Origin of the sequence: Paenarthrobacter sp. AR 02, from assembly GCF_021538675.1 — a bacterium.
Classification (GTDB): domain Bacteria; phylum Actinomycetota; class Actinomycetes; order Actinomycetales; family Micrococcaceae; genus Arthrobacter.
This window is the reverse complement of record NZ_JAJUKH010000001.1, coordinates 921410-936429: the sequence shown is the minus strand read 5'-3', so window position 1 is coordinate 936429 and position 15020 is coordinate 921410. Positions and strand designations below refer to the sequence as shown.

The 15020-nt window shown below is 63.5% G+C and carries 10 protein-coding genes; 4 read left to right on the top strand and 6 right to left on the bottom strand.

Features of this window, described 5'->3' with window-relative positions; translation table 11 throughout:
• Positions 1–993 (bottom strand): ABC transporter substrate-binding protein, encoded by a 993-nt coding sequence (locus LRQ04_RS04360; protein ID WP_235517930.1) that lies wholly within the window; start codon positions 991–993, stop codon positions 1–3.
• A 281-nt stretch (positions 994–1274) separates the two neighbouring features.
• On the opposite strand from LRQ04_RS04360, the gene LRQ04_RS04355 reads away from it, so the two are divergent.
• On the top strand, positions 1275–2264 hold the full coding sequence (locus tag LRQ04_RS04355) for an LLM class flavin-dependent oxidoreductase (RefSeq protein WP_235517928.1): 990 nt from the start codon (positions 1275–1277) through the stop codon (positions 2262–2264).
• A 24-nt stretch (positions 2265–2288) separates the two neighbouring features.
• On the opposite strand, the gene LRQ04_RS04350 is transcribed toward LRQ04_RS04355, so the two are convergent.
• From LRQ04_RS04350 to LRQ04_RS04330, 5 genes are all read right to left on the bottom strand, one after another.
• Positions 2289–3725 carry an amidase gene (locus LRQ04_RS04350; protein WP_235517927.1) on the bottom strand — a complete coding sequence of 479 codons (1437 nt, stop codon included), beginning with the start codon at positions 3723–3725 and terminating at the stop codon, positions 2289–2291.
• On the bottom strand, positions 3722–4954 hold the full coding sequence (locus LRQ04_RS04345) for a M20 family metallo-hydrolase (protein WP_235517926.1): 1233 nt from the start codon (positions 4952–4954) through the stop codon (positions 3722–3724). The genes LRQ04_RS04350 and LRQ04_RS04345 overlap by 4 nt, the downstream gene beginning before the upstream one ends.
• A gap of 44 nt (positions 4955–4998) precedes the next feature.
• Positions 4999–6348 (bottom strand): MFS transporter, encoded by a 1350-nt coding sequence (locus tag LRQ04_RS04340; RefSeq protein ID WP_235517925.1) that lies wholly within the window; start codon positions 6346–6348, stop codon positions 4999–5001.
• Between the two features lie 338 nt (positions 6349–6686).
• Complete coding sequence (locus LRQ04_RS04335) at positions 6687–7604, bottom strand: LysR family transcriptional regulator (RefSeq protein ID WP_235517924.1); 918 nt, start codon at positions 7602–7604, stop codon at positions 6687–6689.
• Between the two features lie 29 nt (positions 7605–7633).
• Positions 7634–9304, bottom strand: coding sequence for a PucR family transcriptional regulator (locus tag LRQ04_RS04330; RefSeq protein ID WP_235517922.1), 1671 nt, complete (start codon positions 9302–9304; stop codon positions 7634–7636).
• A 103-nt stretch (positions 9305–9407) separates the two neighbouring features.
• On the opposite strand from LRQ04_RS04330, the gene LRQ04_RS04325 reads away from it, so the two are divergent.
• From LRQ04_RS04325 to LRQ04_RS04315, 3 genes are all read left to right on the top strand, one after another.
• A complete protein-coding gene (locus LRQ04_RS04325) occupies positions 9408–10895 on the top strand; it encodes a CoA-acylating methylmalonate-semialdehyde dehydrogenase (RefSeq protein WP_235517921.1) in 1488 nt (495 codons plus the stop codon).
• A gap of 26 nt (positions 10896–10921) precedes the next feature.
• Complete coding sequence (locus tag LRQ04_RS04320; protein WP_235517920.1) at positions 10922–12283, top strand: aspartate aminotransferase family protein; 1362 nt, start codon at positions 10922–10924, stop codon at positions 12281–12283.
• 96 nt (positions 12284–12379) lie between these two features.
• The gene (locus tag LRQ04_RS04315) at positions 12380–15016 is read left to right on the top strand and encodes a trehalase-like domain-containing protein (protein WP_235517919.1); all 2637 of its coding nucleotides are present in this window, start codon (positions 12380–12382) and stop codon (positions 15014–15016) included.
• Positions 15017–15020: the final 4 nt, after the last annotated feature.

The window sequence follows — 15020 nt, the reverse complement described above, 5'->3', positions numbered from 1 at the left end:
CTACTTCTTGGGCAGACCCGCCGGGTTCAGTTCGGATGCCGGGATAGCCTCGGATGACAGCCCCCAACGGTCCAGGATCTTGCCGTAATCGCCGTCCTTGATGAGGGTGTTCAGCGCAGCCTGGGCCGCTACAGCCAGGCCGTTGCCCTTCTTGGTGGTGAACGCGATCTCGGCCTTCAACGGCCAGCCGCCTTCCAAAGTGCCTACTTGCTTGGTCTTTCCGTCCTTGGCTGCCTTGTAAGCTGCCGAAGCATTGGGACCAAACGTCAGGTCCGCGCGGCCGGACTGAAGGGCGAGCTGGGAGGCGGAGTCGTCGTCGTAATACTGGAAGGCGACCGGCTGCAGGCCGTTCTTCTTGTTCTCCTCGTCCCACCGCACCAAGATGGCCTCCTGGTTGGTGCCGGAGCCTACGATGATGCGCTTTCCGGCAACGTCCTTGGCTTCCTTGATCTCGCCGATGTTCGAGTCGCTCTTGGCGTAGAAGCCCAGGAGGTCGTTGCGGTACGTGGCGAAGTCGAACTTTTCCTTGCGGGCCTCAGTGACGGTGACGTTGGAGAGAACGGCCTCATACTTTCCGGATTCAACGCCCAACGGCCAGTCCGCCCACGCCACCGGAAGGACTTCGACCTGAAGGCCCAGGGTCTCACCCACGGCGTAGGCGATATCCACTTCGCTGCCGATGAGCGTCTTGTTGTCCGTGGCGAACGTGCTCAGGGGCGGGGTGCCTCCCGTGGTCACCACCGTCAACTTGCCATCGGCCTTGATGGCATCGGGGACCAGGGCGGCGGCAGCCGAGTCGACGGCGACTTTGATGCGGTCCTGCTGCGGCGTCAGGTTGAACTCTTTGGTCGTGGAGCCGGACGAAGCGTTCGACGACGGGGCAGTTGCGTTGGTGGCCGCCGTCGCGCCCGGGTCCGAGCAGGCCGCGAGCCCTAACAGGGCGGTAGCGGCCAGCGCCGCAGTGACGCCGGTCTTGACTGCAAAACGTGCCATGGTTACTCCTCGTGTTCCCTCATTGGGAGGTCTGATGCGTGCTGTTGGCTGCAACTATCCGGTAGCTGCGAGAGCCGGGTCAAAGCGCTCTGAAACGCAGGGATACAGGCGTTCATGGCGCTTAATCGGGCGTCGAACGGGGTCACAAAACAGGCCCAGCAAGGCGGGAAAAAGGGGCGCGACGCAACTCACAGAAATAAGGCGGCCATTGTGGTGGTTGTCGCTAGAGTGCCGGCAATCAACCGTGCCGGCACCGCGAAACGTACCGAAAGGCTTTTCTTGTGACTGTTCCTCTTTCCATCCTCGACCTGGCGACCATCGGGAAGGGCCAGACGGTGGCGGAAAGCCTCGCGGGCAGTGTTGCCATGGCGCAGAAAGCCGAAGAACTCGGCTATCGCCGGGTCTGGTACGCCGAGCACCACAACATGTCGGCCATTGCTTCCTCCGCTACGAGCGTGTTGATCGCACACGTCGCAGCGCACACCAACACCATCCGCCTCGGTGCCGGCGGCGTCATGCTGCCGAACCACTCGCCGCTGACCATAGCGGAGCAGTTCGGAACCTTGGAGACCCTCCACCCGGGCCGGATCGACCTCGGGCTGGGACGCGCCCCCGGCAGCGACCAGAACACCATGCGGGCCCTCCGCCGGGACCACACGTCCTCGGACAGGTTCCCGCAGGACGTCCTGGAACTGCAGGGCTACCTGACAGGACCCACCCGGATCCAAGGCGTGGAAGCCACCCCGGGCAAGGGCACCAACGTTCCCCTGTACATCCTTGGATCATCTCTTTTTGGTGCGCAGCTGGCGGCTCAGCTCGGCCTGCCCTACGCGTTCGCGTCGCACTTTGCGCCTGCCGCGTTGCAGGACGCCGTGGCCATTTACCGGCGCGAGTTCAAGCCGTCGGAGCAGTTGTCCGAGCCGCATGTGATCGCGGGGGTTAACGTCACTGCCGCCGACAGCAATGCCGAAGCCCAGGCGATACACCTTGCCGTGAAGCGTGCCCGCGTTTCGCTGTTCTTTGGCGGCGGCCGTGAGTTCACGGACGACGAAGCGGATATGGTCCTCGACTCCCCGCAGGGACAGCACATTGCCCAAATGATGAAGTTCTCCGCCGTGGGTACCCCTGATGTGGTGCACGACTACCTTGACGAGTTCGCGGCGTTCGCCGATGCCGATGAACTGATCGTGGCGCACCAGAGCATCGGTACCGGGGAACGCCTTCGCTCGGTTGAACTGGTGGCCGAGGTTGCAGGGCTCATTCCCGCCTAGGCTTTCAGGGCTGTCAGCCCTTCGCTACATTGGAAGCCCGGCCAGCTCAGGGGCCATGGGGTGGCGATCAGCCCAGGGAAGCACGGATTCCACGGCCGCCCCGATGTGGAACACCGTTGCATCCTCGAAGGGGTGACCCACGATCTGCAGTCCTGTGGGGATGCCGCAGTCCGCCATGCCACTGGGCACAGCCAGGACCGGGCACCGGTTGGCGATGTTGAACGGCGCGGTCATATGCGCCTGCCAGTAATGGCTGAAATGTTGGCCGCGGGCGTCGATTCCGTCCAGGTAATCGCCGTCCGCCTCCAAGGCCGGGATGGCCGACGCCGGGCACAGCAAGGCGCTGAACCCGGTCATGGCCTCTGCGAGCTGCGCTTGCAGGAGGGTCTCGGCCCGAAGTCCGTCGATGTATCGGTTAGCCCGTGCTGCTGCGCGAGCGTCAGCCATGAAGCGCCTTGTGTACGTGGCAAGTTGAGCCTCGCTGCCAGCCGTTTCGTCCTCCATTGCCGGGCCCAACAGATACCCGAAGTGCGTGAACATGGTTTGGCTGATCTCCTCGACGGTCCAAGGCAGGGTGATCTCCTCGACCACCGCGCCAGCCGCTTTGAGGGCTTCTGCCACTCGCCGGGTGTTGATCTCGATGTCGGGAGCCACAGGATAATTGCCCAGGCGTATACAAAGTGCTATCCGCAAACCCGCCACCGATCCCGGATCGGGAGTAATCCACGACCCGTCGGCCACTGTGGTGTGATCACCGGGGTGCCGCCCGGACATAATGTTCGCCAGTAGTGCCGTGTCTGCCACGGTACGTGCCATGGGTCCGTCACCACGGTAGTGGTCCGCTGACAATGGGGCCAGCCCCGGGATCCTTCCGTAAGGTGCTTTGTAACCCACCGTCCCTGTGAACGATGCCGGCAACCGCGTTGATCCTGCGATGTCGGACGCGGTTGCCAGTGGCGCGAATCCTGCAGCCAATGCCGCTCCCGACCCCCCGGACGACCCACCGGGTGAGAACTTCGGATTCCAGGGGTTTCGGGTGACGCCCCATAGCGGGCTGTGCGTGACCGTTGCGCAGCTCAATTCTGGTGTAGTGGTTCGCGCATGAATTATGCCGCCTGCTCTGCGGATCCGGGCAATGACGGGGTGGTCGGCCGCTGCGACGGAGTCCTTCCTCGCGACCAGTCCCTGGGAGAGTGTTCGGCCTTGGATCCCATGCTTTTCCTTCGCGGCCACTGGCAATCCGAGCAGTGGACTGATGTCACGTCCGCGGGCATATTGGTTGGCTGCCTTTCGCGCCGCTGGCAAGGCTTCCTCAAAGAGTGTCTCCGTCAGCGCATTGATGCCGCCGTTTACCTCTTCGATGCGTCCGATCGTGGCCTCCAATAGTTCAACCGGAGAGAGCTCACGGCGCCGGAACAGGCCCAAGGCAGTGGTGGCGTCGAGGTAGTGCAACCCGGTCATGCCAGCGCTCCCTGCAATAGCTCACGGGCAACACCCGTCAGCATCTCCACGCCCGTCACCATGTCCTGATCGGTGGTGAACTCGCGCTCGCAGTGCGATACGCCGTCCACACTCGGGACAAACAGCATCACAGACGGAACTGCGGTGTTCATGGCCACGGAGTCATGCCCGGCCATCGTCTGGATGCGGCGGGAAGACAGCCCAAGGTTGGCGGCGATCTTGGCTGACAATTCCAGTCCGGCTTCCGGGAATCGCCTGATGGGGCGGATGTCAAAGTCCTTGACGTTGATTTTGATGTCATGGTCAGCGGCCAGCGTCTCGATATCGCCCAGCAAAGTGGCCCGGGCCGCATTGACGATCTCCGGGTCGCCCGACCTCAGATCAGCGACCAGGTGCACCCGGCGTGCTACGACGATGGGGGAGTTGGGCTCCAGGGTTAGCTGCCCCACGGAAGAGACCAACGCTTCCTCTTCAAAGTCCTTGGTGACCTCATGGACCATGAGGATGATTTTCGATGCCGCCACCAGCGCGTCGTGCCTGTCTGCCATGGCGGTTGCACCAGTGTGGGACTGCTCGCCGAGCACTTCGATATCCAGCTTCTGCGTGTACCAGCTGCTGTCCACCAAACCTATGCTGATGCCTTCACGTTCCAGGATGCGTCCCTGCTCTATATGGATTTCCGCGTAGCCGGCGGCCTCCGGACCCGCATCTGTGCCCAGGTATCCGATGCCGTGCAGGGCGTCACGGACCGAGACGCCCTGCAGATCCCGGACGGAAAGCATCTGTTCAAGGTCAAACAGTCCTGTAAAGACGGAACTCCCCATGACGGACGGCGCGAACCGGCCCCCCTCCTCGTTGAACCAGTTAACGACGGCCAGATTGAACCGGGGTGCACTGCCGGTGGCGGTGACTTCCAGGTCGATGGCGTGGGCAGCGTGCAGGGCCGCAACCACACCGTACGCTCCGTCGAACCGGCCACCGAGTGGCTGGCTGTCCAGATGAGAACCGATCAGGATAAAAGGGGCCCCGGGTGTCCACTCAAGCAGCCCGAACATATTGCCAATGCCGTCCACTTGAAGCTGCCATCCGGCGTCGTGAATCCATTGGCCGAACCAGTCACGGGTCCTGGCATCATCCGGCGTCGCGGCTTGGCGATCAACGCCGTGGTTGGCTGTCGCGCCAATAGTGGCCACATGGTGGAAGTCCTGGAGAAAAGGTGAGGAAGTCATTGAAGTCCTTAGGATGCTATGAAGTGCGGCGGGCTCGGCGGGTTTCAGCCCATACGGCCGCGGGTCTCCGGCACTTTGGTGAAGAGAATCAGCAGAAGTACGACGCCGGCGGCTGCCGCCATGTACAGGCCCGGCGCGTGTGGCACACCCGTAGCGCCTACGAGTGCGGTGCCGATCAGCGGGGCGGTGCCTCCAAAGATCGCATATGCCCCGTTGTAGCTGACTGCTGCAGAGGTGAAGCGGGTATTGGTTGTGAAGATCTCGACGAAGAACGTATAGCAGCCGCCACCGTAGACGCAGAGTGCCACCACGAAGATCGACTGGCCGAGCAGTGCAAGGGGCAGGCTGCCGCTGGTCACGAGCATGAAGCTCGGGATGGACAGCAAAGCCAAGGAAGCGGAGCCGGCGATCAGCATGGGCTTGCGGCCGAATCGATCCCCGAGCCGCCCGCCGATGGGCAGGAGGATCGCATAGAGCGCCAGTGCTGCAGCGTTGACCATGAGTGACTGTTCGCGGCTCAGTTTCCCTGTCGTCTGAACATAGGAGACGAAATAGGCGGACAGGAAATAGAAGCCCATGGCTGTCAGGCCCATGACAAAGATGACTTGCAACATTCGGAGCTTGTTTTCACGGAATGCCTCACGAATGGGGCTGAATTCCTTGGTCTGGCCGGACTGTGCCTTCTTGAAGGCTTCGCTTTCTTCTGTGCGGCTGCGGATCCAGACTCCGAACAAAGCCAAGGGGAGCGCCAGCAGGAACGGGAGGCGCCACCCCCAATCCATGAAGGCTGAGTTGGGCATGGATTGACTGAGGATCAGGATCATGGACCCTGCAACCACCGAGGGCAGAGCTGTCGCTGCGATGGTGATGTTGAGCCAGAAACCCCGTTTGTTGACCGGCGCGTGCTCAAACACGAAAGACGGGGCGCCAACGGATTCGCCACCCGCCGAGAAGCCTTGAATCAGTCGGCAGAGAACCAGGAGGGTCGGGGCCCAGGCCCCAATTTGGGCGTATGTGGGGAGCAACCCCATGAGGGCTGTAGCTCCGCCGATTGCGATGAGGGTGATGGTGAGAACGCGGCGCCGGCCGATCCGGTCGCCCAAAGCGCCGAAGTAGAGGCCGCCGAGGGGTCGGACCACGAAAGCCACGCCAAAGGTGGCGAACGTTGCCAGCATCGCTGTCAGCGGGTTGCTGCCCGGGAAGAAAAGTTGGGAGAACACCACGGCGGTGAGGCCGTAAAGGGTGAAGTCGTAGAACTCGATGAACTGGCCGACGCTGCCGCCAGCCAAAACACGCCGCTGCATTCTCGAGGACGTGGTTTTGTCTCCAGCTGTGGCCGCTGAAGGCGTGGGCACCTGGGCGGGATCTTGTTCGGCGATCTTGTTGAGGGTCATGACTGCCACGCTAGGTTGTCCATGTTTCCTGTAGCCGAAGCAGTGTTGCGGCCGTGGGAAATGATTTCGTCAATTATTGCTTCACTGTTGCTGGTAGGTCCGTGCGGGGAAACCGCCCAGACATTTTCGACGCTGTTCTGTACCATCGAATCTCCTCTGATCAAGATGGCAAACCGGGGTCCGGCCGAGGTCGCTTTCCTGCAATTGCGGGCTTTCGAGGGGCTCCTCGGACCCTGCAGGTGCCGGACTCGTTCAACCATCGGTGATCCACGTCACACATGTCCAATTGATTGTTTTTGATTCTGCAATCGTTTTTTTCGATGGTTTCGTAGTCGGATCTAGCCGCGCGGCGCTCCGTACAACGTCAAGCACGTCTCCTCGAACGCCAACACCCGCCTGGTGGCTTGGACCCCCTGGGGCCGGACCAGCATCACTTCGATCGGTGGGAAGTTGTTTGTCAGCGCCAACAGCACCACCTTGCCGCCCGAGTAGGTGACGTCGCTGTGGAGCCGCTGGTTGAGGATCGCATAACCATGGCCCTTCGCGACGAAGGAACGAACTGTCTCGTAGCCTGCGAACCTATGCCTGACGTTCTGGACCACCCCAGCCGTGGCGTACAGCTGCTCGTAGTACTCCCGGCTGTGGGGAAGGTCCAACACAACTGAAGGCTCGCCGTCGAGCTCCTTCAGCGAAATTTCGCGCTCCGGGCGAGCTGCGGCGGGATGTCCCTCATGGACCAGGACGTGTGGCGGGACGCGCTCCACCACCTTGTACGTGAATCCCTTGCCGAGGCCCAGTCCGTAAGTGAGGGCCACATCGCAACGGCCATCCATGAGCGCCTCCTGCAACGTTGCCAGGTCCGCTTCCAGAATGGAGACTTCGACGCCGGGATGCCGCGTTTCGAAGGTTTGCAGGATCGCTGGAAGGCGGAACGGGGCAAGGGGGGCGAAAACGCCAACCTTCAACTCGCCCACAAGCGTTGCTGACATGCCGCGTGCGGACTCGTACAGCGAATCTGCCTGCTCAAGGAATGACGCAATATCCTTGGCGAATTGCCGGCCGCTCTGCGTCAACCGCAGACCCCGGGACTTGTGGCGAACGAACAGCTGTGTTGCGAGGCTCGTCTCCAACTGTGCCATGGCCGCGGATAGTGCTGACTGCGTCACCATCAGCCGCTGAGCCGCTGCTGTCATGTTCTCGAGTTCGGCCACAACAGCGAAGTACCGCAGTTGCGTGAGGGTGAAGGGCTTGGCCATCCGTCAATGGTCGCATTACTGCCGGCCCCTTACTGTCCCCGGGTCAGGTAGGCCAGGAGTGCTACGTGCAGTGAGGTGCGCGATTCGGGGTCGTCCAGGTCTACAGCCAACAGTTCCTCCAGCTTGGCGAGCCGGGCATAAAGGGTTGGCCGGCTCAGGAAGCCGCTGCGCGCCATAGCGGCCTTGTTGCCGCCGGATCCGAGGTATAGCCCCAACAGCTCCAGGTATTCGCCCTTGCCCTCGGCGTCAGCCCGGAGGACTGCGGACAACTCCGATTCCACGAATTGCTGGACGCGGGGATCCTTGCGCAACAGGGCCAGCAGCCCGCGAAGGCGCACATCCGTGGCGCGATAGTAGGGCTTGCCTGTTTCCCGCAGCGTGGCAGCACTTTCAGCTATATGGGCGGCTTCGTCAATGCCCGCAGCGGCTTCCAGCAGCGTGGCTTTCATGCGGCCCACTCCGATGATCCAGGCCGGGGGGACTGCGGGCGTCTGGCTGATGCCGGAGCTGGCCTCAACCCCGGGCCCCGCAGCGGCTTCGGCCAGTATCCGCAGCGTGGTCTCCTCTTGCTGCCGGGCCGGAAGGGCAAGGATCATTCCCACCGAACCTGACTGGATGCTTGCCGCCAAGGCTGTTCCGGCGGTGGACTTCAACGCCTTGGCAAGCCGCTCCAGAAGTTCGCGTTCGTCCTGCTGCCCGGCGAGGGGGTCTGCGGGCAGCACAGGTGAACCCCATGCCTGAAAGGCGGTCCGGAAAACGAGCGGCACGTAGTAGGAGGAGCGTTTCAGGCCCAGTGAACCCGCCCGTGCCAGGGCCTCCGCCTCACTGAGCCCACGGGGTTGGCGCAGCGAGTTAAGGAGTCCGGCCTGGGCGTGATGGCTAAGCTCGCGCTGGTCGCGGTCCGCCAAGCGGTTGATCGCCAGGGTCTGGGCGGCCCGCTCAAGAACCATGACGGCCATGTCCTCATCGGCGTCCAGGGCGGCCGGAGGCATTGGCACCACCAGCCTGCCCCATACTTGTTGCCTCACTCCCACCGCTGCCTGCAGCCACAGCTCCGGCCCGGACCGGCCGGTGAGCAACGGAAACGGCGTGGTCCTGGAGCGTCGCTCCCAATCGTCCAGAAGGTCGGTGGTGGTCACGTGCCGGCCCGCATAGGCGAGCACCAAGTGCGAGAGGTCCTCCAACACGACAGGGGCGCCGATCATCGTGGCCGCCTGCTCCACGACGCGTTGGGTGTCTGCGCTTTCCAGGCTCAGCACAGTGAATGCCTCATGGACGTCCCGGGCCCGTTCGACGCGCTCAAGTTGGTCCGCGACGATCATCCTGTGGACGATCTCGGTGACCTGGACGAACCGGACCCGGCGTTCCACGATGACCACGGGAATCGAGGCCGTACGGGCTGCTTCCTCCAGGGCTTTCCGGCTGCGTTGCCGCTGGCCGACGAGTTCCACGATCAGGCCGGCCGCTCCGGCGGCCTCCAGGGAGTCAATGAACGACGCCGATGCTTCCGGTGATTTTTCCAGCTCCAGTCCGGTGGTGAGCACCAGCTCCCCGCCCGACAGCAGCCCGCCGACGTCGAGTATTTCGCTGACGTGCACCCAGCGGACCGGTGCGTCCAAACCGTTTGCGCTGCCGAGCACAAGGGGATCCGCGGCGCGCAGCACGGGGAGTTCGAGGACGGCACCGACGGTAGGAAGCATTTACACAGTGTAAGGGCGCAGTCAAATAACCTTACAGACGTCTCCTTATATAAGCGGTGGTGCGCGGCAAGACTTGTCCCAGGCCACCTACCAAGGAGAACTCTTGAACACCATCGAGCACTGGATCAACGGCAGCTACGTCCCGGCGGGCGACCGCACCGCTTCTGTCACCAACCCTGCCACCGGGAAGGTGACCGGACAGGTCGCCTTGGCCAGCGTCGAGGACGGCAACGCCGCCGTCGCTGCCGCGAAAGCCGCTTTCCCGGCTTGGCGCGAAACCTCCCTGGCGCGCCGCACCCAGATCCTTTTCGCTTTCCGCGAGCTCCTCAACTCCCGCAAGGACGAGCTTGCTGCGATCATCACCTCCGAGCATGGAAAGGTCCTGGACGATGCTCTGGGCGAGGTGACCCGCGGACAGGAAGTGGTGGAGTTCGCGTGCGGTATCCCGCACCTGCTCAAAGGCAGCTACACCGAAAACGCCTCCACCAAAGTGGACATCCACTCCATCCGGCAAGCACTGGGCCCGGTCGCAATTATCAGCCCCTTCAACTTCCCGGCGATGGTCCCCATGTGGTTCTTCCCGATCGCGATCGCCGCTGGCAACACCGTCATCATCAAACCGAGCGAAAAGGACCCCTCGGCCGTCAACTGGGTGGCCGAGCTGTGGAAGGAAGCCGGCCTGCCCGACGGCGTATTCAACGTCCTGCACGGCGACAAGGTCGCGGTTGATACCTTGCTGACGCACCCGGACGTCAAAGCCGTCTCTTTCGTGGGCTCCACCCCGATCGCCAAGTATGTCTACGAGACCGCCACCGCCCACGGCAAGCGGGTCCAGGCTTTGGGCGGGGCGAAGAACCACATGATTGTCCTTCCCGACGCCGACCTGGACCTCGCTGCCGACGCCGCAATCAACGCCGGCTTTGGGTCCGCAGGCGAACGGTGCATGGCTGTTTCGGCGCTCCTGGCTGTAGGCGAGATCGCGGACGCACTGGTGGACAGGATCGCTGACCGCGCCCGGAACCTGCGCACCGGCGATGGGCTGCGCGGTTGCGACATGGGCCCCTTGGTCACCTCCCAGCACAGGGACAAGGTATCGGGTTACGTCGACGCCGGTGAAGCCGCCGGTGCCACGCTGGTGGTCGACGGCCGCGGCATCATCCCCGATGCCGAAGGCGATGGCTTCTTCGTCGGCCCAACACTGTTTGATCACGTCACCACCGACATGTCCATCTACCAGGACGAGATCTTCGGGCCGGTGCTCTCGGTGGTCCGGGTGGACAGCTACGACGAGGCGCTCGCCACCATCAACGCCAACCCGTACGGCAACGGCACCGCGATTTTCACCAACGACGGCGGCGCCGCCCGCCGTTTCGAGAACGAGGTTGAGGTGGGCATGGTGGGCATCAACGTTCCCGTCCCCGTACCCATGGCCTACTACTCGTTCGGGGGCTGGAAGAACTCCTTGTTCGGTGACACGCACGCCCACGGCACGGAGGGCGTTGGCTTCTTCACCCGCGGCAAGGCCGTCACTACCCGCTGGCTGGACCCCAGCCACGGCGGGATCAACCTCGGTTTCCCACAGAACTCCTAAACGCCGACGACGTCAGGACAACCATCATGACCGCCATCCTCGAACCATCACTCACGGACCCCGAGGCAGCCCAACGCGCCTACGAACTGGACCGCAAGCACGTCTTCCACTCCTGGTCAGCGCAGGACACCTTGGACCCGATGGTCATCAGCGCAGCACAGGGGTCGCACATCTGGGACGGTGAGGGCAACAAGTACCTGGACTTCTCGTCCCAGCTGGTGAATACGAACATCGGGCACCAGCACCCGGCCGTTGTGGCGGCGATCGCGGCGCAAGCAGCCAAGCTGTGCACGATTGCCCCCAGCTACGTCAACGACGCACGATCGGAGGCCGCACGTCTGATCGCGGAACGGACCCCGGGGGAGCTGGACCGGATCTTCTTCACCAACGGTGGGGCCGACGCCAACGAGCACGCAGTCCGGATGGCCAGGCTGCACACAGGCCGCCACAAAGTCCTGTCCGCCTACCGCTCGTACCATGGCGGAACACATCTGGCGGTCAACATCACCGGCGACCCCCGGAGGTGGGCCAGCGACAACGCATCCACCGGCACCATCCACTTCTTCCCGCCCTATCTCTACCGCACGGCCTTCCACTCGGCCACGGAGGCAGAGGAATCCCAACGTGCATTGGAGCACCTGGAACAGCTCATCGAGTTCGAAGGCCCCTCCAGCATCGCCGCGATCATGATGGAGAGCATCCCCGGAACGGCCGGGATCTACGTCCCGCCGGCAGGCTACATGCAGGGGGTCCGGGAGCTGTGCACCAAGCACGGGATCGTCTTCATCGCCGACGAGGTCATGGCCGGTTTCGGACGCACAGGCAAGTGGTTCGCCGTCGAGCATTTTGACGTCGTCCCGGACCTGCTCACCTTTGCCAAGGGCGTGAACTCCGGTTATGTCCCGCTGGGTGGCGTAGCCATCAACCCTGACATCGCAGCCACCTTTGGCACCAGGGCCTATCCCGGCGGATTGACCTACTCCGGTCACCCACTGGCCACGGCCGCAGCGGTGGCCACCATCAACGCCATGGAACGTGAAGGCATTGTGCAGCACGCGGAAAGCCTCGGCACAGACGTGATCGGCCCGGCGCTCGCAGGATTCGCTGAACGTCACCGTTCTGTGGGCGAAGTGCGGGGCAAGGGCGTCTTTTGGGCCATCGAGCTGGTCAGGAACCGTGCCACGAAGGAGCCGCTGGCGCCGTACGGTTCCTCCAGCCCCGAGATGAACCAACTGGTGGCGGCCTGCAAGTCGCGCGGCCTCATCCCGTTCGCGAACTTCAACCGGATCCACGTGGTTCCGCCCTGCAACATCAGCGTGGAGGATGCCCGGGCGGGCCTGGCCATCCTGGATGAAGTCCTGGATATGGCGGACGCTTTCACGGAGTAGGCAGTTCCAAATGTTTTACGCATTTGCAACGAATAAAGCATGACGGCGAAACCGTACGGGCGGAAACTGGATCTATCCGCTTCGGAAGGATTCCCCATGCCTACGCCCTTGAACCAGTCGGTTGCCGATTCAGCCCGGCTGATGAAATCGCTTCCGCTCGGCCTGCTCCGGACAGCCCTTCAGTCCGACTCGCCCAACGGCATCACCCCGCAGCTGTTCTCGGAACTCCGGGTCCTTGCCCGGGTTCCGGGCCTGCTGGTGGCCTGCAATTATGGCGGGACTCTCTGCGCGGCTGAAGGCGTGTCCACTGAAACGTTGCCTTTGGACAGCGCAGCCGTGGCTTTACGGGCACTCGCAGCTTTGCCGAACACGCACACCGCCATCATTTCCGGCCGCTCACTCAGGGACCTGGCAGCAGTATCAAGGCTGCCGGCAGAGGTGCATTTGGTGGGTTCGCATGGCATGGAGTTCGACATGGGCTACGCCTACACCCTGTCCCTCGCCACGGAACAACTGCTCCAACAGGTGGCCACGGCGTTGACCGAAGCCGTCGGGTTCGAAAAGGGCATCAGCGTGGTCCGGAAGCCCGTGGGCGTAGCCGTGCACACCCGGCCCGCGACACCGGAAGTCGTGGACCGGGTGGTCTTCGCCTCGCAAAAGATCGCCATTGAATTTGGTTTGTACTTCATTGTGGACGGTACAGTCCTGGACCTCACTGTCGAGGAGCCTGCCAAGGGGCAAGCCTTGGAGCAGCTCCGGGCACGGCTGGGCGTCAGCGCCGCACTTTATGCAGGAGACGCCGAGAGCGACGAAAAAGCGTTGGGGACCCTGCGCGGACCGGACCTGGGTTTGCATGTCGGTTCGGGAGATACGACGGCGGCACACACCATCCCGGATCCGGAAGCCTTCGCGAAGGTGCTGGCTTTATTGTTCGAACTGCGCCGCGCCTGGCTGTTCGGGGAAGACGCCGTGGGGCTGGAACGCCATTCTATGATCGGCAACGGCAGCTCCACCGCTTTGCTCACCCCTGATGCGAAGGTCTGTTGGATGAGCCACCCCCTGCCGGACTCGGGATCATTGTTTGCCCACATCCTCGGCGGGGATCCAGCAGGCCACTTCAGCGTGGAGCCGGTCAAACCCTCGCCGGTGCTGGCCCAGCGCTACGTAGATAACACCATGATTGTTGAAACCCGCTGGGCCGACGTCACAGTGACCGACTATCTGGAACCGGCACAGGAAGGCATCACCAGCCTGGTTCGCGTGCTTTCGGGAACAGGCACGGCACGGGTGACCTTCGCGCCACGGCCGGATTACGCGAATGCGCCGTTCGACATGGAGATCCGCGGCGATGACGTCCACATCATCGGCACCTCGGACCCCATCATCCTCTCTGCCCCGGGTGTTGCTTTCCAAGTCACCAGCGACGGCAGGTTTGCAACGGCAACAGCCGACGTGCCCCTCAATAGCGGCCCCGTGGTGCTGAACATGCGGTGCGGTGACACCGAGCCGCCACCCGCGGACCCGGCGGGAGAACCCCACCGGCGGGCCGCCGTCGGGCTCGTCACGCGCGAGTGGGTCAAAACGCTGCAGCTGCCCACCATGAAGCCGTCGCTGGTGCGGCGCTCGGCGCTGGTGTTGAAGTCGCTGGTCCACGAGCCCACCGGTGCTGTCCTTGCCGCGCCCACAACATCGCTGCCCGAGGGGATCGGCGGCACCCGGAACTGGGACTACCGGTATTGCTGGCTCCGGGACGGTTCCATGACGGTCAACGCCTTGGTCAGCCTGGGCTCAACCGAGGAGGCTGAGGGGTTCCTCAGCTGGCTGGGCCGGATCCTGGAGAGCGCGCCGGGGCCGGAATGGTTGCACCCGCTCTACTCGGTGACGGGGGCTCCACTGTCAACGGAGGCGATCGTGGAGAGCTTGCCGGGATACGCGGGTTCCCGGCCCGTGCGGATCGGCAACGCGGCAGACCACCAGGTCCAGTTGGACGTGTTCGGCCCGATTGCGGAGCTCATCCACGATCTCGCTGAGCGGAGGGGCTTCCTCCCCGACGACCATTGGTTCCTCGTGGAGCAAATGGCCCACGCCGTCCTGGCCCGCTGGCACGAGCCCGACCACGGTATTTGGGAGGCCCGCCGCGCGCCCAGGCACCATGTATACACGAAGGTCATGTGCTGGGTGACGTTGGACCGGGCCCTCCGCACTGCGGCGCTGCACGGCCGCGAACCCCACCCTGACTGGGCGCCTGAGGCACGGACCATCCGTGCGGAAGTCCTCCGTGAGGGCTGGGACGATTCGGCCGCGTCATACACCGTTGCCTACGACAGCCCTGACCTGGATGCCGCTGTCCTGCACGTGGGACTTTCGGGCCTTCTCGACGTCCAGAACCAGCGTTTCCTGGACACGGTCGCCGCCGTGGAGCGGGAGCTGCGCGTCGGACCCACGGTCTTCCGGTACAGGTACGACGACGGCCTGCCGGGCTTGGAGGGCGGCTTCCACATCTGCACCACCTGGCTGATCGAGGCCTACTTGGCCGTGGGGCGCCTGGATGATGCGCTGGAGCTGTTCAACCAGTTGGTGGCACTGTTCGGTCCCACGGGCCTGTTGCCCGAAGAGTACGACCCCGGCACCGAAACACACCTGGGCAACCATCCGCAGGCGTACTCACACCTGGGCTTCATCCGGTGCGCACAGCTCCTGGACCACTACCTGGCAAGCGCGGACGTGGAGTAAAACC